The following is a 25,211-nucleotide window of genomic DNA, read 5'->3' on the forward strand; positions in this document are numbered from 1 at the left end:
CATATCGCTGCGCGATATGAGCGAAACGAATTGCTGCGCAATTCGTAAAAGCCGCTGCGCGCCTTCCAATTGCGGCTGCGCCGCAATTACCTTTTCTTTCGCTGCGCTCCACAAAAGGAAAGGTAATTCCCGCTCCGCGTGAACTGGGGGATTCCGCTGCGCTCCACCCCCGGCCCGTCCGCTCCGCTCCCCGGCCACCTGGCTACGCCAGGGCTAGCAAAGGGTGGAGCTAAGTTTCCCCACCTGCTCGGGCTGCCCCATGGGGCAGCCCGAGCAGGTGGCTACACCGGTCAGGCGTCGAAGTCCTGAGCTTCATCCTGCGTGCGCTGATCGGCCTTGTCTTTGGTCTGTCGAGCCTTCTCGTTCCCCTCGTCCTCCGCTGACCCCACAGCGTCCTTCGCCTTGTCCTGAAGATCCCCTGGCTTGTTCTGGAACCGATCCTCGATACCCATCACAGAACCTCTTTCGCTGGTGAAACGGACCCGGATAGGCCCGCATCCCCCACACTCAGACAAGCAAGCCCGGCACGCCACCTCAACTCGGCCAACCGGCACCGAACCGTCAAGTCATGGGGAATTCAATCCGCCCGCCGAAAAGGTTCTCCAGGAATTTTCTTATTTCCGTGGATAGTGAATCCTAGAACCACTGATTGCCCCTGCTGTGTCAAGCTGATGCAGCATGTTGGATTGGCGAAACCAGACCACACCCCCACCCGCACACCACGGACCACACCCAGAGGCCGCGTACGGGCCTCTCCCGGCCTCCCCAGACCGGGACACCCAACCGGGCCTACACGCCCTGAACGGGCCACCCACGTCCACACAGACGCCAGGGCGGGAGCCTTGCGCCTAACGGTCCAACCAGCGTGACTCGCCCCCACTGCAGACGTTGAGAGTCGGTCCGGCCAACCACCGGACCACCACGCTTTCGTTCACTGGAGGACCAGCCCATGGCAAGCACCCGCACCATCCGTCTGATGGCAGCTCTCGCATCGCTCCCCCTCGCCGCAGCCGCCCTCGCCGCAGCCGCCATCGTCGCCAGCGCCAGTGGCGCCAGCGCGGACACCGGCCACGGAATGATCATCAAGCAGCAGTCGCAGATCCAGGGCGCCCACCAGACCACCGGGGGCCCGGGGCTCTCCGACAAGAGCAACTTCAACGACAACAAGGTCGCCAACATTCTGTTCGCCCCTGCCCCCTAGTGTTCTGAGTCGGGAATTCTGTTCAGATAGCTGGCGAGGCGTTCGAGGATCTCGTCGGCGGTCTTCGTCCAGACGTAGGGCTTCGGGTCGGTGTTCCAGGCGCTGATCCAGTTGCGGATGTCCTTCTCAAGGGCCTGGACGGATTTGTGGACGCCTCGCCGTATCTGTTTGTTGGTGAGTTCGGCGAACCATCGCTCGACGAGGTTGAGCCAGGACGAGCCGGTTGGTGTGAAGTGCAGGTGGAACCGGGGGTGGGCCACCAGCCACTTCTTGATGGCGGGTGTCTTGTGGGTGGCGTAGTTGTCACAGACGAGGTGGACTTCCAGGTCACCAGGCACCTCTTTGTCGAGCTTGACTAGGAACTTCTTGAACTCCTCGGCCCGGTGCCTGCGGTGCAAGGAGCCGATCACCTTGCCGGTGGCCACCTCGAGTGCGGCGAACAACGTGGTGGTGCCGGCGCGGACGTAGTCATGGGTCGCCCGCTCGGGAACACCGGGCATCATCGGCAGCACCGGCTGCGACCGATCCAGGGCCTGGATCTGCGACTTCTCATCCACGCAGAACACCAACGCCCGTTCGGGCGGGTCCAAGTAGAGACCGACGACGTCGTGGACCTTGTCGACGAAGTACGGATCGGTTGACAGTTTGAAGGTCTCCGAGCGATGTGGCTGCAGGCCGAACGCCCGCCAGATCCGGGACACCGACGACTGAGACAGACCCATCTCTTTCGCCATCGACCGCGTCGACCAGTGTGTCGCGTTCTTCGGGGTGGATTCCAGCGTCCTGGTGACGACCGCGGCGACCTGGTCGTCCGTCACCGTCCTGGGGCCACCCGGACGTGGCATGTCACCCAGACCTGCGATTCGATATTGCACGAACCGGGCCCGCCAGCGGCCCACCGCCTGTGGTGTGGAACCGAGTTGAGTAGCCACGTCCTTGTTGGAGGTACCTTCGGCGCAGGCCAGGATGATCCGGCACCGCAATGCCCACGCCTGCGGCGTGGAACGACGCCGCACCCACTCCTCAAGTGCGGCCCGTTCCTCATCCGACAGAGTCAACTCGGCCTTCGGCCGCCCCATCCGCGCCATATAACAAGCCTACACATATACGCGGAATTCCTGACTCGGAACACTAGGGTGTGTCTTCAAAGGTCAGATCCATAACAGGATTGAGGCGATGGTGACGGTGGCCTGGAACGACTCGTGGGTCTTGTCGTAGCGGGTGGCCAGGCCGCGCCATTGTTTGAGCCGGTTGAAGCAGCGCTCGACGACGTTGCGGAGTCGGTAGACCTCCCTGTTGAAACGCGGTGGTCGGCCGCCACGTGAGCCTCGGCGCAGGCGGCCGCTGGCCTGGTCGATGCGTTCGGGAATCGTGTGGCGGATGCCGCGCTTTCGCAGGTAGGCGCGAATCTTACGGGAGCTGTAGCCCTTGTCCGCGATGACGTGGTCGGGCCGGGTGCGTGGCCGGCCTGGACCGATGCGGGGAACGCAGATGGCGTCCAGGACCTCCTCGAAGGTAGTGCAGTCGTTGACGTTCCCGCCGGTCAGAACGAAGGCGAGTGGGCGGCCGTGTCCGTCGCAGACCAGGTGGAGCTTGGTGCTCAGTCCGCCTCGGGATCTGCCGAGGGCGTGATCACCCGCTTCGTCCCCCTCGGTGACCCCTTTTTGCCGCCGGCGGCGTGCTGATGGGCCCGCACGATCGTGGAATCGACCGACACCAGCCAGTCGATGTCCCCGGCCGCATCTTTCTCCGCCTGCAGAGCCCGCAGCATGCGAGAGAACGTGCCATCCAGTGCCCACCTGCGGAAACGCGTGTAGAGCGTCTGCCAGGAGCCGTAGCGTTCCGGCACATCCCGCCAGGCCGACCCCGTGCGCAACTTCCACACAATCCCGTTCAGCACCACGCGGTCATCCGACCGCGGCCGCCCCGCCGTCCCCGAACTCGGCAACAACCGCGACAGGACAGCCCACTCAGCATCCGACAGCTCATGACGACGCACCACAACCGACATGATCCCTCAACACCTAAAACAGCTTTGAAGACACGGCCTAGCACCCAGCCAGATCGCGAGGACGTAGCCGAACCCGACCCGCGGAGGCGTAGCCGACGCGCTTGAAAGGCAAAGGGGCGCCGAGCCCCGAGGCCGGCCGCGCCGTCCGACTCCACCCGCCTTCCCTTTCCCTGGGTGGAGCCGGACGAAGGGGCCGTATGGAGGTTGTCAGGGCCCGCTGGCCGTCTGACGGTCGGTCTGACCAGCAACTCTCACCCTGTGAGTAACCGAGGCGGGCTATAGGAGACCTCCGCCCTCGACGCGGACACGCGGCAAGGACCGGATGCGTTTCTTCACCCGAGGAGTGCTTCTTTCATGCGACGACCTGGACCTTAGCCAAGTCCCATCGCTACAGGTCAGAAGCACTCTTTGCGTTTCCGATCATGCATCGGATCCCAGCCACGTGAAAGCCCGAGGTTAGACGTCGTTTCAGTTGGTGAGGCGGCGGTAGTTGATGAGGCTGGTGGCGATGGGGGTGAAGGCCAGGAAGTGTTCGGGTTTGGAGCTCCGTCGGCGGCTTCCGCTTCCGAAGCGACGATTCACTGCTATGACCATCGGGTGAGTCGGTTTCGGCAGGCGGAGACGAGTGCGGCAGTGATCTCTTTCCGCTCTTCACGCCAGCCGACGTTGGCGTTGACTTCGCAGATCGTGAATCCGTTGTCGGAGGTGAACAGCAGGTCAACGCCAGCGACGCCTAGCCCCAGGGCAATGGCAGCTTGGACCACGAGACGCTCGCCCTGGGGGTAGCGGCCCGTGCAGGGCGTGGGGATCGCACCCAAAGCCAGGTTGGAGCGGAATTCTCCCTCGGTGGCGGCGCGTACCTGTGCCCCTACCGCGCGCCCGTCGATGACCACCACTCGCAGGTCACGACCGTGCGAGTGCGCCACGTAGTCCTGGAACAGGTATGGGGTGTTCTGGTCGAGATTTCTACGGATCTCTCGGAGGGCCGCAGTGTCGGGGGCCAAAAATACCTGCTCGCCACGGTGCCCCTGCACGGCCTTGACCACACACGGCAGCGGCATTGTGTCGATCACCTCGTCCAGCGAGGCGCCGGCGTAGGCGAGGGTGTCCGGGGTGGGAAGCCCCGCGCGGGCAAGCTGCTGCATCTGCCAGAACTTGTTCAGACAGATGAGCACAGCATCGGCGGAATTCAATGGAACGGTCCCCATCGACTCAAGGTGCCGTAACAGCGTGATTTCCCGGTTCGCGCTCGCCGCGGGCGTCCACACGCGTCCGTACGCGAGCCTGGGCGCGATCAGCTCACGTCCCTTCAGGTCGTGCAGCGTAGGCCGACCGCGCCGGAGACCTATCAGCAACTCCTCGCTGTACACCACCGCGAACCGCTCGCCGAACTCCCGGGTCAAAGCGTCAGCGATCAAGCCCGTGATCGGCCGCTCCGTCAGACCGGGCCCCAGCACCAGCCACATGTCGGTTTGACGGTCCGCCGGGTCTCGGCGGACCGCAGCAGAGTCGATCGCGGACACTCTGGCTTCCCTCCCTCATCAAGACGACGGACCCTCCCATCCGTGACAACTCTGTGCCACAAGTCCGGCCTGCCGGGCCAAGCGCTATTCCATTCCACTCCAATGGCCGCAAACGCTCCCGCCCCTTGGTTGCTTTGGGCATTCTTGCGTTACCAGGCCCTGCCGGTGGCGACCGGGCTGAACTTGCCGCGATACTCAGCGGCCCTCGCCGTCAGCCAGTCGGCCGGAAGCGGACGGGGCGAGGTCCGGCTCGGTGGGCCACGAAGTGCCGGCGGCCAGACGGGCGGTCAGCCGTGCTCTTGCACCAGGCCATTGGTCGCTGAGCATCGCGTAGTAGACGTTGTCACGCCAGCTGCCGTCGGCGCGTCGCGTCTCACGGCGAAAAACACCCTCCTCCACGGCTCCGAGACGGGTGATGGCCCTGCGTGAACGGAAATTCTGACGGTCGGTGCGCCAGGACACCCGCTCCATGCCGAGATCCTCGAAAGCGTGGGAAAGCAGAAGCAGTTTGGACTCGGTGTTGACCGCGGTACGCCAGACAGCACGGCTATACCACGTCCAGCCGATCTCCACGCGAGCATCCCAGGCGCTGAAGAACCCATAACTGGTCCAGCCCACAGCCCGCCCGCTGGAGAGGCGGACCACCGCGAAGGCCACCCGAGCCCCGGCCTGGCAGTCCGCGAGCAGACCATCCAGCAGGCCCCCCATCTCACCCTGAGTACGTGGGGTAGAGACCGAGAGCCAGCGCCAGACCTCCTCGTCGCCACCGCCTGCGGCGTACAGATCCGACAGGTGCGCCGGGGTCAGCGGTTCCAGACGGACATGACACCCGACGAGCGTGGCAGGGGAAGGAAGCTTCGCAACCGGAAAGCGATTCATGGACACATATTCTCATTAAGGGCATATAGATCTGTTTTCATATGGGGATCAGCGATCCACAGGGGCGAGTTGTCACCCGCCGTCCGTTGATGACCGCAATCAGACGCCGCGGCTTGTCGCTGATGGGTCTGTGCCAGATCGAGTTGAGAGGGCCGCACTACCGGGGCTTGGGGAGGGTGGTAATGCCAGCGTCGAGTTCGCGGCGGAGAAGCTTCGTTCTCGTCGGCCAAGACGATCAGCAGGGGTGGGAACTCCAGCTCTGCTCCGGCCCGGGGGTAGCGGGTCCGACAGCCCGGCGGGGCCGGCACCGGCAGAGCGTACGGCGCGCGACCCGGTGGGTCGGTGGGTATGGCGACTTCTTCACCCGCGCCGTCGCCTTCCCCGACCCCGCACAATGTTCCCCGATATGTCGAACGGGCCCGGCTAAGCGCAAGGCCTTCCAACACGGCCTTGCCGCCCTCGAAGAGCCGGCGGGGGTGTTTGGTTCGAGGTTCAGGTGTCGCGCCAGTTCGGGGTGGCTTCGCGGGTGAGTCTGCGGCTTATGAGCAGACTGAGACGACATAACTGGGGCTACTCCTCCGACGCGCGTCGGAGGAGGCCCGCGAGACCAAAAGCCACGGCACCTTTTACGGGATCGCAGTCTTGGCCCGGCCGAGGGAGGCGGCATCGACCTGCTGCCGCCACCGATCCGTTTCGCTGCGGAGCGAATCCGGAACCCCGGCTAGTGTGATTGGCATGGTGAATGTGGCGTACTCGGCAGACCACGTGACCGCTAAAGACGTCGCGGCCCCAGCAGCGGACATCGGTGTCATCGGTGGCTCCGGCTTCTACTCCTTCCTGGACGACGTGACCGAGGTCGCGGTAGACACCCCCTACGGGAAGCCCAGCGACTCCCTCTTCCTCGGCGAAATCGCCGGGCGGCGGGTGGCGTTCCTCCCCCGGCACGGGCGCGGCCACCACCTGCCCCCGCACTACATCAACTACCGTGCGAATCTCTGGGCACTGCGGTCCCTCGGCGTACGGCAGGTGCTCGGCCAGTGCGCGGTGGGCGGGCTGCGGCCGGAGTACGGGCCGGGGACGCTGCTGGTGCCGGACCAGATGGTGGACCGTACGAAAGCCCGCGCCCAGACGTACTACGACGGCGAGTCGCTGCCGGACGGCAGCATCCCGAACGTGATGCATGTGTCGCTGGCCGACCCCTACTGCCCGGAGGGCCGCAAGGCTGCGCTCACGGCGGCCCGCGGGCAGAAGTGGGAACCGGTGGACGGCGGAACGCTGGTAGTCATCGAGGGACCGCGATTCTCGACCAGGGCCGAGTCGCGCTGGCACGCCGCGATGGGCTGGTCCGTGGTGGGCATGACCGGCCACCCCGAAGCGGTCCTCGCCCGCGAACTGGGCCTCTGCTACACGTCGATGACGCTGGTCACGGACCTGGACGCGGGAGCCGAGGCAGGCGAAGGGGTCTCCCAGGGCGAGGTGACGACGGTCTTCACCGCCAATGTGGACCGGCTGCGCACGGTGCTCTTCGACGCGGTGTCCGGGCTAACTCCTGAGCAGTCGAAGGCGTGCCACTGCGCGCGGGCACTGGACGGAGTCGACCCCGGGATCAAGCTGCCCTGATGTGTGCGTGGGGGTCGTGTTGGGCGGGGCCTCGGGTGTGCGGGGCGTCCACAGAATCGCGAGCAATCCACAGCTCTCAGCGGGATGTAGCGGGAGGTTGGATCGTGCAAGGAGCTCTCCCCAGACTGCGCGCTGGGCACCCCTGCGGGCCCGGGCCGCCCGCCTTGTCACCGCGTCGGCCAGTCGCGGCCGGGAAGCACCCACGCCAGACCCGCCCGCGTACGTGACCGGACCGAGCCCGCCGACCAGGAGCAGCGCGGCGGCCGCCGCCCGTCTCAGCACCCCGGGCCGCCTTTTAGATTGATGTCGGTCACCATCCACCGGCCGCGGCCGTGGCGGTCGTCACGTAGCGCAGCGGCTGGGCGGAGGGTAGCGGGATAACCTTGTGTGCCTTGGTGTCGTAGGTCTGATACTTCGACAGGTCGATGCAGTCCGACAGCGTCGCCTTGGGTGTTCTTGCGTCGAGGTCGAGGCCGGTCGCCTTCGCGTGGTGGCCGATGGTGCGCCAAATCCATCTCCGACTTCCAAGACCGGGCCGTACTGGCCCTCCAGAGCCCAGCAGGCGTTGAGGAAGGGAAACCGTCCCCCTCGGGCTGGTGACGTCACCAGCCTGGCCGGCCGTTGAGTTGAACCTCCAACGTCCGATGGTGTGGGCGGCGGGCCGGGTGACCCGCCGCCCACGCGAATCAGGCGGCCCGGATCACGGCCTGGCGGAGCAGGCCCGGGGCGTGGGTTCCAGGATCGCTCTCGTCCCGTCTCCCCCTTGGGTCAGGCCTAGGCTGCTGACCGTCATGGGGGGCTGGTGCGGATCGCGGTGGGCCTTGTTGGTCGTGCAGATCACTTGGCTGATGCGTAGGTGATTCGGTCGCGGGTGAGGGTGGCGCTTCCGCTGGGGAAGCGTGTGACTCCCCTTTCTCCGTTGTGGTAGCGCGGGGTCTCGTAGGACCACTGCGAGCTGGCCGAGAAGGCGTATGCCATTTCCTCGACGTATGCGCGAATGTCCGGGTCGGCACCGAGGGCGCTGGTCAGCATCTCGCCGCTCTTCTTGATGAACCGCGTTTCCGTTTCTCTGATGAGATGGCAGACCTTGTCGATGGCGTCCTGGAGCTGCATTCCTTCGGCGAGGACCAGGACGGAGAGGGCGTTGGTGTAGTCGCCTTGGCTGTGTTCGCGGTGGAAGGAGAACAGGTCGTTGACGAGGATGAAGTTGTCGTGAACGATCCGTTTGAGCTCGTGGAGTGCGGGGTGTGCCCGGAAGGCTCCCGTGAGGTCGATCTGCAGCCCGTACTCGACGAGGGTGGTGACGGCGTCGCACCCGGAGGCGGTGTGCATGGCCATGTAGGTGTCGAAGTCGGGGACCTTTCCGGTTGCCCGCAGGGCGACTTCCGCGCGGTATTCGTGAATGTAGCGGCGCATGTCGGCCAGGAACCTCGCGCGCAGCCCGGGCCCCATACCCTCCAGGATGGGCTCAAGGACCATGGCCGCGACCTTTTTGTACGGCCCGCCGCCGCTGCCGGGGGCGGTGAGGTCGCCCTCCAGGACGGACACGAGTTCGCTGACGATGGTGTCGGCCGCGTGGGTCGAGCTGCCGTGCCAGTTGGGGTCTGACAGGGCGTCGTCGATGAGGAAGAACGCGCTCACCCAGTAGGCGTGGTAGCGCACCCTTTCACTGTGGCCATTGGGGTTGGCGAGGCAGGCCCACTGGGCGTGCCGGTCGCGGAGGTTGTTCTGGGCTTCTTCTTCGCTGCGGTACAGGTTCCACAGGTGGGTGCGGATGTAGTGCTGGTTGGCCCGTTCGATCTCCGCGTGGTCGGGATGGCGCAGGGCCGGCAGGGTCAGGGCTGTTTCGGGGATGGTGATCCGGGTTTCGCTGTCGAACACCGGTCGTGCAGGACTGGTCATTGCTCTCTCATTTTCCGCGGAGCGGGTGGGCCTCCCCGGGGTGGGTTACGGGGGCCGCCGGTGCGGTGCGGCAGTCCGGCGAAGCAGCATGCCCTGGCCCCCGCCCTTGTGCCGGGGGCCAGGGCAGGGGCAGGGGGCCGGGTGCCGGGTGCTGGGGTGGTGTTACTGACCTGTGGAGGGGGTCAGGTGCAGGACCTGGGCGGTGGAGTTTCCAGCAAAGAGTTCGTGGCCGGCGGGCAGGGGGCTGGTGGTGAATTCTTTGGCGAGTGCGTTCGCGCCGGCCGGGGTGAGGTTCATCGGGACGTTCTTCGCGGTGATTTTCGTCAGTGAAAGCTTGAGTCCGGTGAGTTTGGTGGTGAGAATGTCGATCCGCTGCTTGTGATGGGTGACGGTGATGGTCCCGGTCCGGTCAGGTGTGATTTTCGCGGCAATGGCGGTGAACTCGGCCCGGTGGGAACCGTGGTGGAAGGCGAAGCCGCCGTCCTTGGCGGTCGCGGTGAGCCCAGAGAGATCAGAGTTGATTTTCCCGCCCGCCAGGACCGTGCGGACACATCGGTGACCCTGGTCGCTGACCACAGTGGAAGGAGCGATGGCGTCCATGGCGATCCCAGCCGTGGACAGCGCCGAGGCGGAGGCGTCGGTGAGGCAGAAGTCGAAGGTGGAGCCGCCGGCGATCGGAAGGGAGGGCAGCAGGCCTTGGGCCGGGGCGGCTGTGGCCTGGGGTGCGGTCACGGCTCCGGCCAGGAGACCGACCGTCAGGGCGCGGAAGAAGGGCGAGTGCACAGAGAGCTCCTGGTGCTGCAACTGATCGGAAGGGGGCGTGTGATCAACGCGCCCGTGATGATCGCGTCACGCACCAAGCACGCAACCACCCCTGCCCCGCGGTCGTCCGCCGAGGAACAGGGGTGGTGGGTGTCAGGCGTGGCGGGCGGTTCAGGTGCGGGAGCGTACGCGCAGGCGCAGGCCATGGGGGGTGAGGGCAACGCGGGCGCGAGGCTGCACGGGGGCCTGGTCGAGGGGCTCCAGCGTCCACTGCTGGGCGATCTGGGCCAGGGCCAGGGTCATTTCCGTCATGGCGAAGCGGTCGCCGATACATTTTCGGGGTCCGGCGCCGAAGGGGAGGTAGGTGCCGTCCACGGACGGCCGCACCGGCCGGTCGGCCCACCGGCCGGGGTCGAACACTTCCGGACGCGGGTAGAGGTCGGCTCGGGTGTGGACCAAGTAGGGGCTGAAGATGATGGTGGCGCCCTGCGGCAGGGCATAAGGGCCCAGGATGGCGCTCCTGCGGGCCCTGCGGGTCACCACCCAGACCGCGGGGTGGAGGCGCTGGGTTTCGGTCAGGAACTGCTCGGCGAAACCGAGTTGGGGAAGATCCTCGAACCAGGGCGGACGCTCTCCCCCCGTGACGGCAACGCACTCTTCGTGCAGTCGCTGCTGGAGGCCGGGATGCCGGGCGAGGAGATAGAGCGCCCAGGCCAAGGTGTCGGTGGTCGTCTCGGTCGCACCGATCAGCAATGTGAGGACCTGGTCGTGGATCTCACCGGCATCGAGTCCCTCGTCACCGCTCCCCTGAAGGAGGACCCAGAGAGCGTCACCCTCATCCGCACCAAGGCGCCGATAGGCGGCGACGGCCTGCTCGACCGCCTTGCGCATCTGCTCCTTCGCCCGCCGAAAGCGCCGGTTGGCGGGCGTAGGAAGCCTCTCCAGGGCCCTGACCGGATTCCGCAGACGCCAGTCGAGACCCCGCAGGAGATCATGCGTCACCGCGGTCAGCGTCTCCGCCGCTACTCCCGCATGGGGCGTGAACAGCGTCCGCACCACCGTCGCTGTCGCCAGCTTCCTCATCTGCGCATCAACGTCGATGACCAGGCCATCACTCCAAGAGCCGGCCACCACCTGTGCCTGCTCCGTCATGACCCGGGCGTAGCCGGGCAACCGCCCGGGGTGGAATACCGGCTGCAGGAGGCGGCGTTGCCGTCGGTGCCGGTCATGCGTACAGGTGGCGAGACCGTCACCGACCACTTGCCGGCCTTTCTCGTAGAACCGGCCACCCTTGTCGAAGGTGCGGTCGTCCAGCAACAACTCCCGCACCAGCCCGGGCTCACAGACCACGAACGCCTTGACCGGGCCCAGACCCACCTCCACCACATCACCCTGAGCAGGAAGCGACCGCAGGAATCCCAGAGGATCCCGGCGCAGCTCCCCGACATGACCGAAGACGGGAACACCACCCGCCGCACGAGGCGGCGCGCCGCCCCCTTGGTCGAAGTTCGCGGGGCCCCGTCCCCCTTCGCCGCGTTTACCGAACACGAATGGTCCCCTCTTCACCAACTCGCTCTTTCCACCGCGCGGCGGCGGAAAGGGGCCGGAACATCCGTTAGTGACCTCTGGGCTACAGGATCGAAGAACACGAACGCCGGCCGGTTTAGTGCTGCTGCCGTCGAGCTTCGACAAGCTACGTGTATGAGCAGCTGGGTGCGTAACCGCAGAGTTCAATGGCCGTCCAGCGAGAGGATCGGCCAGCGAGGAAGTGCCGGCCCAAGCCCACTCCAACGAGTCTGGAGCTGGTTGTCTGTCAGCTCACCGCAACGTCGCCGCCCCAACCAAATGGCGCCTTACGAAGCCTCGTCGGGCATCCTGTGCAGCCTGTAGATATCCACCAGCTCGCGTGTGTCCTCGTACGGATCCTGCAGGCCGGCACCATCACCCCCGTCAGCCCTGACGACTGCATGACCGGCAGACCGGGCGACACCCGCGCTCGCTGAACCAACACCGGCCAGACCGGCAACGACTGCCACCGCAAACAGCACAAGCACACGACAAGAACGCATCGAAACTCCTCTAATAGGGGAAAGCCCTCCCATCCAACCCAGCCCACTGATCCCAAACCTGCCCGACACGCCCACCAGCCCTCTCGGGCTCCCCGCCGCCATTAGCCTCGATCTTTCGTGACGGTCCGTCGGTTTCTTCGGCGGGCCGTTTCGGTTGTGTGGCTGGTGGCAGGCGGGCTGATGGCCCGGCTGTCGTGTCGGGTGGATGCCGGGTTCCACTGCTCCGGTCGGGGTGATGCTGCTCGCAGGGGTGGGAATGTGCTGGTCAGCCGGGGTCCGGGAGAGCTTCGAGCCGTGCCAGGGCATTGGTGATCACGTCGGTCCAGGGCCAGTGACGAGCGAACCTCAGGTGTCGGCGGCGGGCGGTGGTGACGAGCTGGGCGGCGGCGGAAAAGAGGCGGAGCCGGAGACGGCGGGGCTCCCACCTGCGGGTTTTGCCTGTCAGAGCGAGCATCGGCATCCACGCGAGGAGGTCGAGGGCGATCTGGACGATCTCCAGCCAGATCCGGTTCTGCGCGGTGTCGTGCAGGGGCAGGTTGCGCAGGCCGGTAGCGCGAGCGGTTCGGATGCGGTCCTCGGCTCTCGCGCGTTGACGGTGCCGCAGTTCGAGCGCGGCGATCGGGACGCCGGTGGTGTTGGTGGCGAACGCCGTGAGCCGCAGCCCGTCAGCATCGGTGAACCGCAACTGGGCACCGGGGTGTGGGCGTTCCTTGCGGACGACCAGCCGCATCCCCTGCGGCCAGCCCTTCAGGACGTCCCCGTCGAGCTCGGCGACCCAGGCTCCGTCGCGGATCTCATCTCCCGGTTCGACGGCCACCGTCCATGCGGCGGGCGGGATCTTGAGGGCGGCCTGGTGGATGGCGTCGGTGATGGTCATGCCGACCGAGTACGACAGCCACCTTCCCCGCTGAGCGAGCCATGCGACGAACTCGTGGGTGCCACCGCCGGAGTCGGTGCGGATCAGCGTCTGGCGTCCTCGTCGGTACTTCTTCGGTAGCTGGGCCAGGGCGAGTTGGGCCGTGGTGATGTGGTCGGCGGCGGTGTTGCTGCCCGCGTTCCCGGGCCGCAGCAGTGCGGCCACCGGCTCCCCGCTGCCGCCGCTTCCGTGATCGACGAACCCCATCAGCGGGTGATGTCCGAAGGTCTTCTTCCAGGTCGCGGCTGCGTCCTCCTTGTCGGAGTGGGCCAGTACCAGCACCCCGTCCAGGTCCACGATCACCTGCCCGGAGGCGTCCGGCGACGAGGCTCCAGCCAACTTCCATATTCGCTCACGCACTTCGGCTCTCGCTGACCGGATCGCGTTCAGAGCCTTCGGGCCGGACGCGGCCAGGGTGTCGACGAGGCGGGAAACGGTCGGGGCGGAGGCCACCGGGCCGAACACGTCCGGCTCGGCCCGCAGCATGCCGACGTCGGCCAGGCAGTCTCCGCCGAGGGCGACGGCCAGGGCCACATCCAGCAGAATCTTGCCTGGATCGTGCACTGCCCGAGCCTTCCGCCACGGCGCCAGCGCCGCGGATACCGCGGTGTCCAGCCCGGCCTTGCGGGCGGTCTCGACCAGCAGCACGCCCCCGGCCTGGGACACCACGGCCCGACCACCGCCCTCGATGCGGACACGCGGGTACAACCCGATACGCTTCTTCACCTGAGAAGTGCCTCTTTCCACGGCACGATCTGGACCCTCGACAAGTCCTATCGTTGCAGGTCAGGAGCACTTCTCGCGTTTTCGATCACGCTTTGGACAGCCCACCTCATGAAACCCCGAGGTTAATGACGCGGATGGTGAATCGTTCCCTCAGCCGGCCCCAGGCGCGTCGCACGCGTCCTGATGTGTCACCCGGCAAATATGGGTGGGTACGCATAGCAACCAACTTGAGTGGAGACGCTTGAATGCGCCGTATCGCCGCTGTACTCCTCGGATCCCTGGTGCTCAGTGGAATCGCCGTCACGTCCGCACAGGCTGATGACGACGCGGACTTCCAGCACTTCAGTTCGCAGATCTCCGCCGGCAACAACAGCGTGGGCTACGAGTACACGCAGAACAAGGACGGCGGCTGGGGTTCGGACGACTAACCTCGATCTTTCGTGACGGGCCGTCGGATTCTCCGGCGGTCCGTTTTGGCTTGTCGGGTCGGTGATGGGCAGACTGAGGGCCCGGCTGTCGCGTCGGGTGGCGCCGGGTTCCACGGTTCCGGTGGGCGGTTCGAGTTCGTCGGGATGGGCTGTTGCTTCTGGTCAGCCGGGGTTCGGGAATGCGTCGAGGCGCTGGATTGCGCTGGTGATCACGTCGGTCCAAGGTCAGTGGCGGGTGAATCTCAGGTGCCGGCGGCGGGCGGTGGTGACGAGTTGGGCGGCGGCGGAGAACAGTCGTAGCCGCAGACGGCGGGGCTCCCAGAGCCGGGGCTTGCCGGTCAGGGCGAGCATGGGCAGCCAGGCCAGCAGGTCGAGGGCGAGCTGGACGATCTCCAGCCAGATCTGGTTCTGCGCGGTGTCGTGCAGGGGCAGGTTGCGCAGGCCGGTGGCGCGCGCGTTGCGGATACGGTCCTCGGCCCGCGCGCGCTGGCGGTGCCGCAGTTCCAGGGCGGCGATCGGGACGTCGGTGGTGTTGGTGGCAAACGCCGTGAGCCGCAGCCCGTCAGCATCGGTGAACCGCAACTGGGCACCTGGATGTGGCCGTTCCTTGCGGACAATCAGCCGCATCCCTCTCGGCCAGCCCTTCAGGAGGTCACCGTCGAGCTCGGCGGTCCAGGCGCCGTCGCGGATTTCGCCGCCGGGCTCGACGGCGGGCGTCCAGGCGGAGGCGGGGACCTTCAGGACGGCCTGGTGAATGGCGTCGGTGATGGTCATCCCGACCGAGTACGACAGCCACCTGCCCCGCTTTGAGAGCCAGGCGACGAACTCGTGGGTGCCGCCCGCGGACTCCGTGCGAATGAGTGTGGACCGGCCGCGCCGGTGACGTTTCGGGATCTGGGCCAGGGCGAGTTGGGTGGTGGTGATGTGGTCGGCAGCGGTGTTGCTGCCCGCGTTCCCGGGCCGTAGCAGCGCGGCCACCGGCTCTCCGGTGCCACCGCGTCCGTGGTCGACGAAGCCCACCAGCGGATGGTGTCCGTAGGACTTCTTCCAGGTCGCGGCCGCGTCCTGCTTGTCGGAGTGAGCCAGGACCAGCACTCCGTCCAGGTCCACGATCACAGAGCCGCGCGCGTCCGGCGACGAGGCGCCAGCCAACTTCCAGACTCGTTGGCGTACTTCGGCCCGCGCGGAGCGGATCGCGGTCAGAGCCTTCGGCCCGCCCGCGGCGAGCCTGTCGATGAGCCGGGAGACGGTCGGCTCGGAGGCCACCGGCCCGAACACGGCCGGCTCGGCCCGCAGCATCGCGACATCCGCCAGGCAGTCCCCGCCCAGCGCGACCGCCAGGGCCACGTCCAGCAGGATCTTCCCCGGATCATGCACTGCCCGGGGATGCCGCCACGGCGCGAGCGCCGCCGATATCGCGGTGTCCAGGCCGCTCTTGCGGATGGTCTCGACCAGCAGCACCACTCCGGCCTGGGAAACCACCGCCCGGCCACCGCCCTCGATGCGGACACGCGGATAGGACCCGATACGCTTCTTCACCTGAGGAGTGCTTCTTTCATGCAACGACCTGGACCCTAGACAAGTCCCATCGTCGCAGGTCAGGAGCACTCTTCACGTTTTCGATCACGCATCGGACACCCAGCCACGTGAAAGCCCGAGGCTAGGGCGGGCGCCGCCACAAGCCCCGTGGATTCGCCGGGTTCCTTCGAAATGCTATGAACCCGCCGCCAGCCACGACCGCAGGCCCGAGACCCGCCCGACCATCGGCTTGTTCTGTCCCGGAAGAAGAGGAAGTGCGCGTCCTACGGCGGCACGGACCCGTCGTGTTAGACCGTAGGGAACGTGAAGGTCCCTGCATTGGAGGGGACAGTGTTGTTCGTGGTGCGCTGGAAGGACATGATCAGGCCCTTGTAGTTGTGGGGGATGACGTACCAGAATTTCCTGGTGATAGCGTCCCCATCCTGCCTGAAGACGTGGCCCTTCCCGTCCTGCTTCCACGCCAGTTTCCCGCGAGGCACCGACACGCAGTGCTTGGCGAGGTATTGGTGGTCATGGAGGCAGATCTTCGACTGGATGTTCTGGATGCCCTCACCGTTCTTGCTCAGCCGCCACTTCTGGTAGGGGTTCCTCTTGTCGCAGTGGGAGAACGGGTAGAAGAGGACGCCGAAGTCGTTGGGTTTGGGTTCCTCGGCGCACATGGCCTTGCCCTCGAACTGGGTTCGAATCTGGAAGGTCGTGCCTGCCGGCGGGATATCGGCGTTGGCCGGGGCGAGCGTGGTCGCCGCCAGAGCGGCCGCGCCGGCCAGGATGAATGCTGCACGAGCGCACGAGCGCTTCTTGAGGAGCATGGTAAACCTTTGGCTCGATTGATCGGTCAGCATGCACGTTATAGGCAAAACAGCACCATCCATACGATAACGCTCATACATAACCGAAATGCCTCTTTAGTATCGATCTTTCGTGATGCGCCGCCGGATTCTCCGGCGGCCCGTACGACGATTACCCGGCTGTCGCGTCGGGCTGCGCCGGGTTCCACAGCTCCGGTGTGTGGTTCGAGTTCGTCGGTACGGACCGTTACTGCTGGTCATCCAGCGTTCGGGGTTGCGTCGAGTCACTGGATCGCGCCTGTGATCACGCCGGTCCGGAGCCATTGGTGGGTAGATATCACGTGGGGTCGGTGGTGACGAAACGGGCGGCGGAGAACAGCCACCGCCGCAGGCGGTGGGGATGCCAGAGCCTCGACTTGCCGGGCAGGGTGACCCGACACCAGCACGCCAAAGCCGCATCCCGAGATGAAACAACAGGATGAAACGACCGCTCAGCCCCATCTGCCCTCCCCGGGCGTGGGGGTGAAGTCGGCGCGGCCCTTGTGGAGGGTGAGGGTGCCGAGGGCTGTGCCGTCCCAGGGCAGGCCGCAGGGTTCGGTAAGACGGGCAGCAAACACCACCTGATCTGCGACGGACACGGCACTCCACTGAAGGTCATCACCACCGCGGCGAACGTCAACGACATCACCCAGACCCTCAATCTGGTCGACGGCATCCCGCCCGTCGCTGGCCGGCCCGGCCGACGCGAGGGGCCCCGAGTCTGTCCTGGGCGACAAGGCGTACGACTCGAAGGCCGTACGCCGGGAACTACGGCGCCGCAGGATCCTGCCGGTCAGCGGACGCGCGACAGCCCCCGGCGCGAACGGAACGCGCGGGAGCTGCCATGGGACGTCTGTAGCCGGGCCCTCGGCACGGGCGGTCTGCGGTGAGCCGCCTGCCTGGCAGCGTCACGTGGTCTGCGATCCGCGGGCCCGGGTCGCCGCAGGTCTAGAAGTAGTGCTTGCGTCCGCCGACCGCGCGGCCCGTCGCACCGAGGATCCACAGGACGGCGCCGACCACGAGAAGAATGCCGCCAACCGTCGTCAGCAGCGGGACACCCACCAGCACGCCGATGAGGAGCAGAATGAGGCCAAGAATAAGCATGCGTTTTCCGATCTCTCTGTATGCGGTGATCGCGTCGTCGAGCAAGGCGTCACCTGCTTCCTGACTCCGGCACTGCCGTGATCAGGACCGTTCGTTGACTGCAGTCATTCATGTGCCCGGCCGACGACCCTGCATGCGCGTGGCTCTTAGCTTTTCTTTACACCGCGTGCCGGTCAGGCGTCGGCGGGGCCTGCCGGGCGTCGTGTTCGCCGCCGTCGACCGTCTCGGCGAAGAGCCCAGACCTGAGGGCGCGTTCGGCGGCACCGACGTGCTGCGCATCCACGTCGGCGTCTACCGCGTGATGTACGAGATCACCGACCAGCAGGTCCGCGTGAGTGTTGTCCATCTTGGCCGTCTGCGCTGACGGCAGTCTCTCCCGCTGCTGCTGAGCCTACGACCCGCATCCGCCCCCACCGGCGACCACATCCGAGGGCGACAGCCCGGCTGCGGACTGGCGGCGGCGATCGACGCCTCCAGGCTCATCGACCAGGCGGACGCGCTGCTGGCCGAGGCCGGAGCGTGGCGCCGAGGCCGTGACCGAGCAGGCCGGGGGCGGAAAACCCCGCGCCGGAAGGCGCCGGCGGGACGCGGACGCCACAGGACACCCGGCGGCGGCATCGGCTTCGGTGATGGGCGCCGCCGGGCATCCAATCAGGATTGCAGCCACCCACTGGGAATCGGCCGCGCCGTGCTCGATGTGCGGGGCCTGCTACGGGGCGGGCTCGTACTCAACGTTTCGCTGCCCGCACTCGGCTGCGTCATCTCTGAGCTGAACTCCGTCGGCTGTCTTCAGCACGCGGGCCGCGTGAGCGTTCCACTCGCGGAGGGTGTCAGCGGACGGGATAGCGCCGGGAACCAGGATGTAGTCCCGGCGGTGAAGGACTCTCCTCACCTCCGGCTCGGTGAGCTCCTTCCAGCGCGCGGGCTGGAACGGCGCCTGGCCTCGATCCGGGCTCATGAAGCGCTGAATCTGTTCCGCCAGGCCGAGGAACTGGTGGTAGAGGGTGCTGCGTTCTTCGGCCTTCCCCACGGCTTCCCCCATAATTACATCGCATTGTCTTCACATTATGCACACGCACATTCGATGTCTCCAGCGGCCCCAATCCCTCGGCGGCCGGACGGAAAACGGCTTCTGCGGCTTGCCGGCCCTTGCTGCCCGGGACACCACGGTGTCTCGGGCCACGTGCGTGAAAGGACGCGAAGAAGCTGCCGACGCCCGGCGTCTCAGGCCGCGGACGGCGAGTTCTGCGATTCGGCGGCGCGGTGGTGTTCGGCGTTGATGCGCTGGGCTTCTTCGAGCTGGTCTTCGAGGATGACGATGCGGCAGGCCGCCTCGATCGGGGTGCCCTGGTCGACGAGCTCCCGGGCGCGGGCGGCGATGCGCAGCTGGTAGCGGGAGTAGCGGCGGTGGCCGCCCTCGGAGCGCAGCGGGGTGATGAGACGGGCTTCGCCGATGGCGCGGAGGAAGCCCTGGGTGGTGCCGAGCATGTCGGCGGCCCGGCCCATGGTGTAGGCGGGGTAGTCGTCGTCGTCGAGACGGCCGAACGAGTCGTCTGCTGTCATTGCACCTCTCTAAGGAACGCGCTGGAGGGGCCCTGGTGCCATGTGGCACCAGGGCCCCGAAGGAACTGCTACACCATCTGCCGGCCCTGGTACTGCGCCGGCCTTCTGTTTCCGCTGACCCGGCCTGGAAGGTGTCGGGGTCGCGGGGATCGCGGTTGCTTGACCGGAGACCACCTCACTATCGATGTCCTGCGGTACCCGGGCTCAAAGCTCCGCCCGGGCGATCCTGATGGCGCTCAATTCCTCCGTTCTTCCCTCATGGACTCCGACCCAGGCAAGGCCCGGCGCACGGCCGCCGCGGTGCAGCGCGCGCTGGAGGCGTCCCCCGAGGTCGTCGTCAGCAACGTCTCGGAGAGGGCGAACTACCAGGGTCTTCCCTCCTGAGTCGGGCCCGGGACGCAAGGGCGCGTGAAGGGGCGTGACCGAGATGCGCATCAAATGGGCAATGAGTTGATCCGCACGCCTTGCCGAGTGTCCTGCAAGCCGCAGGACCATTGTCGTAGGACCATGGAATTCGCCCCATGGGGCGTGACCCACTACTCGATGCTTCGAGATGAGGTTTCGGCCGAAGGGCAGGAATCCCATCGATCGCGTGGTGTCCTCACCAAGTGAAATAGGACGTGTTTCATGTACCTGCGCACAGCCTTTGCCGCTACCGCCTTGGCTGCCACGGCTTCTCTGGTCAGCATCAGCCCGGTTGCTGCGGCCACGCCCGATACCTCCAGTTCCACTTCGGGTGTGGCCCAGAGGGCGCACCAGGTTTCCGGTGACTCGCAGGATGACCTGGTACTGGAGTCGGCAAGGAAGTGCGGCCAGGAGGGATGCGCAACCGACCTGATCGGTATCCACGGAGTCGACTTCGGCGATAGAGACTGATTTCCCTGCAGTCTCCGGGACAGGGCCAGCCGTTCGGTTCGAGAGCCCGGTAGGGCTCGGGTGGTAAGGATGCACTTGCTCGAAGGCGCCGACACGCGCCGGAGGGGCGTCTGAAGCATCCAAGATCAAGTACTGGCGGCTTTTGGGCTTACCTCGGCCGGGCGACGTCTTCCCTCCTGAGTCGGGCCCGGGACGCAAGGGCGCGTGAACGTGCACTCTCCGCGGTGTCTGCCCCACTGGCAGACACCTATGAGAGGACATGCACTGTGACCGCTTGGACTCCGAAGCTCACGAACGTGAAGGGCACCAACGGCACCGGCGAGTACGTCGAGGCGAACGGCGTCGTCACCTTCACCGCCCAGATCGTGGCGAAGAAGGAGACGAACGCCGCGACCAAGGACGGCTTCGGCCTCACCCTGCCGAAGGCCGTGAAGGCCGGTGTCCGCTACGTCTTCAACCTGTCCCTGGACGGCCGCGACGCCGACAGCGGCGTGTGGATCGGTGAGGCTCAGATCTATGCGGGGTCGGACGGCTCGAAGCTTGACCGCCTGCGGGTGACCGGCACTGCCAACGGTGCGGCGGTGGAGAACGTCGGCTTCCTGTACGGGGAAAGCGAGGGGGCCAAGGAGGGCGAGATCATCACGGTGACTGGCTCGTACCCGACCGCCTGATCCTCCACCAGTCGCGGGGCCGACGGGAACTCTCCGTCGGCCCCGCGGTCCGTTTACGCTCTGGGGGATCAACTGCGAATTGCGGGTGCTTCTCATTCGGTACTGCTGGTGATGCGAACTGCTCGTGGCCTGCGAAAGCGCCACGTTCCGGCAGCCAGCCCCGTCGCCCGTCCTGCGTCTGCTCTGGCTTAGAACCCCACTGCCGAACCTCCCGGTACGCGCGCCGCAGTCTGACGCCTTTACCGAGGGACTACTGGTACTGCGGACTGCAACTTGCGTACTGCGGTACTGCTCACGGTGGCCCCTGATTACTGCGGGCCACCCGGTCCGGGGTCAGTCCCGTCGCCTTCCTGCAACAAACCTGGCTTCGGAACTCCACCACCGCACCGACCTGCACTTACGTGTCCTGCTTCCCCGCAGTTCATCTCTGCCGGGCCTGCTCGATCTCTTGGCTACGGACAAGACACTAACCCCACCAAGACCCAGATGTCTACCTCCATCATGACAGGTTTTCTGTGAGGACTGACAGTGATGTCCTGCGGTGCGCAGCACGTGAAAACTGCACTGGGTCATATCCGCCGGGAAGCGTGAAGGACGATTAGAGCGGGCAGGTGGGATGTCACGTCATAAGAGGTACAACCGATCACAGGTGGGGTGTACGCGCATGAGCGGCACAGCAGTCAGCAGGACCTCGGCGCTCCCCGTCTCGACCGTGGTCCAGGGCGAGAGCGCGGCCGGCATTGGCGAGGCCCGCCAGGCCGCTCGTGCCTTCGCTGACCGCCTCACCCCGGCGCCCGATCCAGACATGGCGAACACGCTCGTCCTGGTGGTCTCCGAGCTCGTCACCAACGCCCTGCGCCACGGAGGTGGCACGTTCCGCCTCCGTCTGAACGCCCGCCCCGACGCCATCGAAGTCGCCGTCGACGACACCAGCCCACAGCTGCCGCGCATGCGCACCCCCGACCTGACCGGCACCGGCGGCGGCTTCGGCTGGCCCATGGTCAACCGCCTCGCCAGCACCACCGCGATCACGCGCCAGGCAGGCGGCGGCAAAACCGTCACCGCCTGCCTCCTCTACTGACACCGCCACAGACAGCGGCCCCACACCTGCGGTTCTGACGTCGTCACGACCCCCGAACCACCACCAACAAAAACTCGCAGCAGAGCGCGGTCGTCACCCGCCGTGCTCCCGCCGTCCGTTGATGAGCGCGGCCAGGCGCAGCGACTTCTCGCTGGTGGGGCTGTGCCAGATCGGGTGGAGGGGGCCGTGTTCTTGGAGGTTGGGGAGGGTGGTGATGCCGACGGCGAGTTCGCGGCGGTGGATGCCGCGCAGGGTGCGGATGCCCGCGAGGGTGTCGGCGGTCCGGTTGTCCAGGGTGGTCTTCTTCTTGTCGGCCAGGACGATCAGCAGGGGCGGGAACTTCGTCTCAGCCCCGGAACTGGGTGCTCGGGGGCGAGCCGCACCGTCATCAGCCGAGAAGTACTGTCTCATAGGGTTACGTATCGACTACTAAGGGCTGTCCCGTAATCCCTGGTGGATCAGCGCGGGGCGTCAGATGCGGTGCATCGCAAGGCGGAAGGGCGCTCGCATACTGGATGTATTCGGGCGTTCCGACAACGCGGCGAGGCGCCGTAGCTGTCGTCGTGCGCCCGCCGGGGATTACGGGACAGCCCTTAGTCGTGACATTCTTCATCGTAAGGGACGGCGTAATGGGATACACCCGTAAGACAGTCTCTGGACTCGCTTGTAGCGTCCTCATTGGGCTGGCCAGCCTGATGGTGGGCGGAACGGCTTCGGCCGCGGGACCGAACCCGGAGTCACACGGGGAGGCTTCGGCGTCCAGCGCGTCGTCCCGGGCGAAATCCGAGGAGACGTTCGGGGAGAAGGAGTCGTACGCCGCAGAGCGCGCGGCGGAGGGGCCGTCCGCAGTGGCGCGCACGGCGGCGTACGCGCTTGCGGACGATGCCGCGCCCGAGGAGTAAGACGCGGAGCCAGGGGCGGGCTCGGTAGTGAACGCCCTTCCAGGATGCGCCCCGGCCCTGCCGGGGCGCCGACCACGGGCACCTCTGACCGCCAGAACGGCAGTAAATTCGAGTACGAGCGAAGACGCGCCGAGGCGGAGCCCCTCATAACGCCCGCGTCCTCTGCGGCGGTAGAGCTCGTAACACGATCTTGGTGAGACGTGCTGGTTGGCCCTGCCCGGTGTGAGGATTCGGTCGTTCGTGATGGTGTGGGTACTCGGCCGTGGATCGCGCCCGTTGGCCTCGGCACTTCCTGTTCACGGTGGGGCCTGGCCGTCCTGGCCCGGGCCCCACCGTGGAAATGGGCTCAGTTCTTTGAGGGCAGCGGGAGCAGGTCGAACTTCGCCGCAACCTCATAGAGGGGACCGATCGAGAAGGTGGCAGTGTCTCCCGAACCGACATGCCCCCAGTATTCAAGCCTCTTGGCGCCGTTGTTCACCACTCGGCCGTCGCTGGCCTGCTTCCAAGAACTGTTCGTCGGGTTCAGCCCTTTGCACAGCGCGCCAGAGACGATGACCTTCCCAACCAGGCATGATCCATCGACATTCCACACGATGCCGTAGCCGCGTGCATCGACGGACCGCTGAACGAACTGCTGCTTCTTGTCGTTGGTGTCGCAGGGCCGGAAGCGCATGAGCATAATGCGTGGATTCTCGGCACGGCTGACGCACCGGGCTTTACCATCCTCCAGAACCGTCTTGATCGTGAACGGGGTGTTCGGTGGCGGGAACCCCCCGGTGGCGGCACTCGCGGGGAAAGCAACGAGCGAGAGAGCAGCGACGGTGAACGTCATAGCGCTGAGAGTCACGGGTTTCTTGCCGAATACAATCATGATCCGAAACTCTCGGAGATCTGCAGGCCGCGAGCGATCCGACTCGCGCTTACCGGCCTTTGACGACGAATCACTCGAATGCTCCGAGCTGATGAGGCCTCGGACGTCAGCGTCTGACGCTGCCGGAGATCTCGCTTCGGAGAAGGGGCCCGACTGCCGGGTGGGAACGCAAGCTGGTCACGTGTGGTCTCAAGACCCGCTCGTTCTCCAACGGCCCGTGCTCCATTGCCCGGGCCGGCCGTTCCGGCCACGGCATCAACGGCTCGATCAGAGCCCACAACTCATCGGCCAAGATCCGCTGTCGAGTACCCGCACCCTCACGAACGGCCGAATCGTCACACCGATTGCACCCCACCAGCCCACGCGAACAAGCTCTTGTTACCAGTCAAACTCAGATTGTCTCCTGGCGTCGCGCGAAGCGCTTTTCTGTCATCAGTGCAGCTCGACCCGCCCCTAGCCCCCCTACACTGCACGCAGCGCCCGGAACTGGAATTCTGGTACCGGCCTAACTAATTCATAGCGAGGAGTCAACTGTGCGAAAAGCTTCGACGAAACTCGCGGATGGTCGTGAACTGTTCTATTACGATGCCTGCGGCAGCGATGCACGCTCTGCTGTGGACCAGCGGGTTCTCAGCCCGATCACCGTGGCCTCAGAGATTCGGTACGACAGACTACTCGGCGACTCAGTCGCTGTGGCCCCGCATCGTCAGGACCGTACTTACCATCCGCCGTCCGACCACTGCCCGTTCTGCCCATCCCGTGATGGGCAGCCTAGTGAAATCCCTGACGGTGATTACGCCGTGGCTGTCTTCGAGAACCGATTTCCTTCGCTCGTCGGAGAGTCAGGTCGGTGCGAGATCGTCTGCTTTACCTCTGATCACCACGCATCTTTCGCCGACCTCACTGAGGAGCAGGCGAGTCTTGTCGTGGAGGCGTGGACTGACCGCACGGCAGAATTGGCCAAACTGCCCGAGATTCAGCAGGTGTTCTGCTACGAGAATCGGGGCGCGGAGATCGGCGTCACCCTCGACCATCCGCACGGCCAGATTTACGGCTACCCTTTCGTCACCCCACACACCACCTTTATGCTCCGCTCGGCTGCCGAGCATCGGAGAAAAACAGGGCGCAACCTCTTCGATGACGTCGTAGCTAGCGAAAGAGATGAAGGTACCCGGGTCGTGTGGGAAGGAGATTCCTGGATTGCCTTCGTGCCATATGCTGCGCACTGGCCCTATGAGGTGCATCTCTATCCCAGGCGACGGGTGCGAGATCTCAGGGAGCTCGACGACGATGCTCGCGTGGAGTTTCCCAGGGTTTATTTGGAGCTCCTGCGCAGGTTTGATCGGCTGTTCGGCGCTTCCGCGTCGCCCACACCATACATCTCCGCCTTGCACCAGGCCCCATTCACCAAGGCAGGCGATACAGATATGGAGGCAGAATTTGCTCTCCACCTTGAACTCTTCACTATTCGCCGAGCTGCGGATAAATTGAAGTTCTTCGCCGGCTCCGAAGCTGGAGTGGGCGTTTTCGTCAACGACGTGCTACCTGAAGCTGCCGCAGCACAGCTGCGCAAGGTTGCGAGTAATTGACACCCAATCGGTGGCATCGAATTCTCGGATAATGCCGGTGACTCGCTCTCCAACGCCACCGAAAGCGCCTCCTTCACCGAGAAATGGCGGTGCGGGTCCTCCCAGGTGCGGATATACGGAACGGCCTCTGAGGCTCATCGAGTGGGCATCC

At 65.8% G+C, this 25,211-nt stretch carries 25 protein-coding genes and 2 pseudogenes; 10 read left to right on the forward strand and 17 right to left on the reverse strand.

What is annotated here, in order from left to right; translation table 11 throughout:
• Positions 1 to 290: 290 nt before the first annotated feature.
• Positions 291 to 452, reverse strand: a complete 162-nt coding sequence (locus tag OG917_RS00005) for a hypothetical protein (RefSeq protein ID WP_328315381.1) — start codon at positions 450 to 452, stop codon at positions 291 to 293.
• Between the two features lie 497 nt (positions 453 to 949).
• Between OG917_RS00005 and OG917_RS00010 the strand changes: the two genes are divergently transcribed.
• Positions 950 to 1,201: a hypothetical protein gene (locus OG917_RS00010; RefSeq protein ID WP_328315382.1), complete on the forward strand. Its 252-nt coding sequence runs from the start codon at positions 950 to 952 to the stop codon at positions 1,199 to 1,201.
• On the opposite strand, the gene OG917_RS00015 is transcribed toward OG917_RS00010, so the two are convergent.
• The 5 genes and pseudogenes from OG917_RS00015 to OG917_RS00030 all read right to left on the reverse strand — a co-directional run bounded on the left by OG917_RS00015 (position 1,198) and on the right by OG917_RS00030 (position 5,614).
• On the reverse strand, positions 1,198 to 2,280 hold the full coding sequence (locus OG917_RS00015; protein WP_266814980.1) for an IS630 family transposase: 1,083 nt from the start codon (positions 2,278 to 2,280) through the stop codon (positions 1,198 to 1,200). The two genes, OG917_RS00010 and OG917_RS00015, sit on opposite strands and share 4 nt — an antisense overlap.
• A gap of 72 nt (positions 2,281 to 2,352) precedes the next feature.
• Positions 2,353 to 3,212, reverse strand: a protein-coding gene (locus tag OG917_RS00020) for an IS5 family transposase (protein WP_443058887.1) whose coding sequence is annotated in 2 segments (ribosomal slippage) — positions 2,353 to 2,852 and positions 2,852 to 3,212 — 861 coding nt in all. Because the reading frame shifts where the segments join, the coding sequence is not laid out codon by codon here.
• Between the two features lie 468 nt (positions 3,213 to 3,680).
• A pseudogene (locus OG917_RS30550) lies at positions 3,681 to 3,767 on the reverse strand (IS5/IS1182 family transposase); the annotation flags it as partial.
• A 29-nt stretch (positions 3,768 to 3,796) separates the two neighbouring features.
• Positions 3,797 to 4,735, reverse strand: coding sequence for a RimK family alpha-L-glutamate ligase (locus tag OG917_RS00025; RefSeq protein WP_328315383.1), 939 nt, complete (start codon positions 4,733 to 4,735; stop codon positions 3,797 to 3,799).
• Positions 4,736 to 4,930: 195 nt separating this feature from the next.
• Positions 4,931 to 5,614, reverse strand: coding sequence for a GNAT family N-acetyltransferase (locus tag OG917_RS00030; protein ID WP_328315384.1), 684 nt, complete (start codon positions 5,612 to 5,614; stop codon positions 4,931 to 4,933).
• 735 nt (positions 5,615 to 6,349) lie between these two features.
• Here OG917_RS00030 and OG917_RS00035 point away from each other — a divergent pair.
• Entirely contained in the window at positions 6,350 to 7,234 is an 885-nt protein-coding gene (locus OG917_RS00035) for an S-methyl-5'-thioadenosine phosphorylase (protein WP_328315385.1), read from the forward strand.
• Between the two features lie 837 nt (positions 7,235 to 8,071).
• Here the strand turns inward: OG917_RS00035 and OG917_RS00040 are convergent.
• The 4 genes from OG917_RS00040 to OG917_RS00055 all read right to left on the reverse strand — a co-directional run bounded on the left by OG917_RS00040 (position 8,072) and on the right by OG917_RS00055 (position 13,609).
• Positions 8,072 to 9,136, reverse strand: coding sequence for a terpene synthase family protein (locus tag OG917_RS00040; RefSeq protein ID WP_328315386.1), 1,065 nt, complete (start codon positions 9,134 to 9,136; stop codon positions 8,072 to 8,074).
• Between the two features lie 162 nt (positions 9,137 to 9,298).
• On the reverse strand, positions 9,299 to 9,919 hold the full coding sequence (locus tag OG917_RS00045) for a hypothetical protein (protein WP_328315387.1): 621 nt from the start codon (positions 9,917 to 9,919) through the stop codon (positions 9,299 to 9,301).
• 150 nt (positions 9,920 to 10,069) lie between these two features.
• Complete coding sequence (locus OG917_RS00050; protein WP_328315388.1) at positions 10,070 to 11,446, reverse strand: cytochrome P450; 1,377 nt, start codon at positions 11,444 to 11,446, stop codon at positions 10,070 to 10,072.
• Positions 11,447 to 12,232: 786 nt separating this feature from the next.
• On the reverse strand, positions 12,233 to 13,609 hold the full coding sequence (locus OG917_RS00055; RefSeq protein WP_328315389.1) for an IS1380 family transposase: 1,377 nt from the start codon (positions 13,607 to 13,609) through the stop codon (positions 12,233 to 12,235).
• A 245-nt stretch (positions 13,610 to 13,854) separates the two neighbouring features.
• Here OG917_RS00055 and OG917_RS00060 point away from each other — a divergent pair, with 245 nt between their 5' ends.
• A complete protein-coding gene (locus tag OG917_RS00060) occupies positions 13,855 to 14,037 on the forward strand; it encodes a hypothetical protein (protein ID WP_328315390.1) in 183 nt (60 codons plus the stop codon).
• 162 nt (positions 14,038 to 14,199) lie between these two features.
• Here the strand turns inward: OG917_RS00060 and OG917_RS00065 are convergent.
• A pseudogene (locus tag OG917_RS00065) lies at positions 14,200 to 15,576 on the reverse strand (IS1380 family transposase).
• Positions 15,577 to 15,863: 287 nt separating this feature from the next.
• Positions 15,864 to 16,385, reverse strand: a complete 522-nt coding sequence (locus tag OG917_RS00070) for a hypothetical protein (protein WP_328315391.1) — start codon at positions 16,383 to 16,385, stop codon at positions 15,864 to 15,866.
• 521 nt (positions 16,386 to 16,906) lie between these two features.
• Here OG917_RS00070 and OG917_RS30555 point away from each other — a divergent pair.
• On the forward strand, positions 16,907 to 17,293 hold the full coding sequence (locus tag OG917_RS30555) for a transposase (protein WP_443058888.1): 387 nt from the start codon (positions 16,907 to 16,909) through the stop codon (positions 17,291 to 17,293).
• Positions 17,294 to 17,351: 58 nt separating this feature from the next.
• Here OG917_RS30555 and OG917_RS00075 read toward each other — a convergent pair whose 3' ends face one another.
• Positions 17,352 to 17,552, reverse strand: coding sequence for a hypothetical protein (locus OG917_RS00075; protein ID WP_328322307.1), 201 nt, complete (start codon positions 17,550 to 17,552; stop codon positions 17,352 to 17,354).
• A 121-nt stretch (positions 17,553 to 17,673) separates the two neighbouring features.
• Here OG917_RS00075 and OG917_RS00080 point away from each other — a divergent pair, with 121 nt between their 5' ends.
• A complete protein-coding gene (locus OG917_RS00080; RefSeq protein ID WP_328315392.1) occupies positions 17,674 to 17,871 on the forward strand; it encodes a type II toxin-antitoxin system RelE family toxin in 198 nt (65 codons plus the stop codon).
• Positions 17,872 to 18,216: 345 nt separating this feature from the next.
• On the opposite strand, the gene OG917_RS00085 is transcribed toward OG917_RS00080, so the two are convergent.
• Entirely contained in the window at positions 18,217 to 18,549 is a 333-nt protein-coding gene (locus OG917_RS00085) for a hypothetical protein (RefSeq protein WP_328315393.1), read from the reverse strand.
• A gap of 182 nt (positions 18,550 to 18,731) precedes the next feature.
• Positions 18,732 to 19,070 carry a helix-turn-helix domain-containing protein gene (locus tag OG917_RS00090; protein WP_328315394.1) on the reverse strand — a complete coding sequence of 113 codons (339 nt, stop codon included), beginning with the start codon at positions 19,068 to 19,070 and terminating at the stop codon, positions 18,732 to 18,734.
• A gap of 258 nt (positions 19,071 to 19,328) precedes the next feature.
• Between OG917_RS00090 and OG917_RS00095 the strand changes: the two genes are divergently transcribed.
• The 3 genes from OG917_RS00095 (at position 19,329) to OG917_RS00105 (ending at position 21,698) form a co-directional block, all read left to right on the forward strand.
• Positions 19,329 to 19,454, forward strand: coding sequence for a hypothetical protein (locus OG917_RS00095; RefSeq protein WP_328315395.1), 126 nt, complete (start codon positions 19,329 to 19,331; stop codon positions 19,452 to 19,454).
• A 758-nt stretch (positions 19,455 to 20,212) separates the two neighbouring features.
• Positions 20,213 to 20,617: a hypothetical protein gene (locus tag OG917_RS00100; RefSeq protein WP_328315396.1), complete on the forward strand. Its 405-nt coding sequence runs from the start codon at positions 20,213 to 20,215 to the stop codon at positions 20,615 to 20,617.
• A gap of 664 nt (positions 20,618 to 21,281) precedes the next feature.
• Entirely contained in the window at positions 21,282 to 21,698 is a 417-nt protein-coding gene (locus OG917_RS00105; protein ID WP_328315397.1) for an ATP-binding protein, read from the forward strand.
• A 93-nt stretch (positions 21,699 to 21,791) separates the two neighbouring features.
• Here OG917_RS00105 and OG917_RS00110 read toward each other — a convergent pair whose 3' ends face one another.
• Entirely contained in the window at positions 21,792 to 22,109 is a 318-nt protein-coding gene (locus OG917_RS00110; protein ID WP_328315398.1) for a hypothetical protein, read from the reverse strand.
• A 188-nt stretch (positions 22,110 to 22,297) separates the two neighbouring features.
• Between OG917_RS00110 and OG917_RS00115 the strand changes: the two genes are divergently transcribed.
• Positions 22,298 to 22,600 (forward strand): hypothetical protein, encoded by a 303-nt coding sequence (locus tag OG917_RS00115; protein WP_328315399.1) that lies wholly within the window; start codon positions 22,298 to 22,300, stop codon positions 22,598 to 22,600.
• A gap of 346 nt (positions 22,601 to 22,946) precedes the next feature.
• Here OG917_RS00115 and OG917_RS00120 read toward each other — a convergent pair whose 3' ends face one another.
• On the reverse strand, positions 22,947 to 23,432 hold the full coding sequence (locus tag OG917_RS00120; protein ID WP_328315400.1) for a hypothetical protein: 486 nt from the start codon (positions 23,430 to 23,432) through the stop codon (positions 22,947 to 22,949).
• A 572-nt stretch (positions 23,433 to 24,004) separates the two neighbouring features.
• On the opposite strand from OG917_RS00120, the gene galT reads away from it, so the two are divergent.
• Complete coding sequence (galT, locus tag OG917_RS00125) at positions 24,005 to 25,060, forward strand: galactose-1-phosphate uridylyltransferase (RefSeq protein WP_328315401.1); 1,056 nt, start codon at positions 24,005 to 24,007, stop codon at positions 25,058 to 25,060.
• Positions 25,061 to 25,211: the final 151 nt, after the last annotated feature.

It is taken from the genome of Streptomyces sp. NBC_00388, assembly GCF_036061255.1.
Taxonomy (GTDB): Bacteria; Actinomycetota; Actinomycetes; order Streptomycetales; family Streptomycetaceae; genus Streptomyces.

Bases quoted from the DNA above. Each gene is read 5' to 3' on its own strand.
- OG917_RS00015 (WP_266814980.1), bottom strand. From the start codon at position 2,280: ATGGGGCGGCCGAAGGCCGAGTTGACTCTGTCGGATGAGGAACGGGCC.
- OG917_RS00105 (WP_328315397.1), top strand. From the start codon at position 21,282: ATGAGCGGCACAGCAGTCAGCAGGACCTCGGCGCTCCCCGTCTCGACC.
- OG917_RS00040 (WP_328315386.1), bottom strand. From the start codon at position 9,136: ATGACCAGTCCTGCACGACCGGTGTTCGACAGCGAAACCCGGATCACC.
- OG917_RS00085 (WP_328315393.1), bottom strand. From the start codon at position 18,549: ATGGGGGAAGCCGTGGGGAAGGCCGAAGAACGCAGCACCCTCTACCAC.
- OG917_RS00060 (WP_328315390.1), top strand. From the start codon at position 13,855: ATGCGCCGTATCGCCGCTGTACTCCTCGGATCCCTGGTGCTCAGTGGA.
- OG917_RS00030 (WP_328315384.1), bottom strand. From the start codon at position 5,614: ATGAATCGCTTTCCGGTTGCGAAGCTTCCTTCCCCTGCCACGCTCGTC.
- OG917_RS00035 (WP_328315385.1), top strand. From the start codon at position 6,350: ATGGTGAATGTGGCGTACTCGGCAGACCACGTGACCGCTAAAGACGTC.
- OG917_RS00120 (WP_328315400.1), bottom strand. From the start codon at position 23,432: ATGACGTTCACCGTCGCTGCTCTCTCGCTCGTTGCTTTCCCCGCGAGT.
- OG917_RS00110 (WP_328315398.1), bottom strand. From the start codon at position 22,109: ATGAGACAGTACTTCTCGGCTGATGACGGTGCGGCTCGCCCCCGAGCA.
- OG917_RS00095 (WP_328315395.1), top strand. From the start codon at position 19,329: ATGGACTCCGACCCAGGCAAGGCCCGGCGCACGGCCGCCGCGGTGCAG.
- OG917_RS00005 (WP_328315381.1), bottom strand. From the start codon at position 452: ATGGGTATCGAGGATCGGTTCCAGAACAAGCCAGGGGATCTTCAGGAC.
- OG917_RS00090 (WP_328315394.1), bottom strand. From the start codon at position 19,070: ATGACAGCAGACGACTCGTTCGGCCGTCTCGACGACGACGACTACCCC.
- OG917_RS00070 (WP_328315391.1), bottom strand. From the start codon at position 16,385: ATGCTCCTCAAGAAGCGCTCGTGCGCTCGTGCAGCATTCATCCTGGCC.
- OG917_RS00010 (WP_328315382.1), top strand. From the start codon at position 950: ATGGCAAGCACCCGCACCATCCGTCTGATGGCAGCTCTCGCATCGCTC.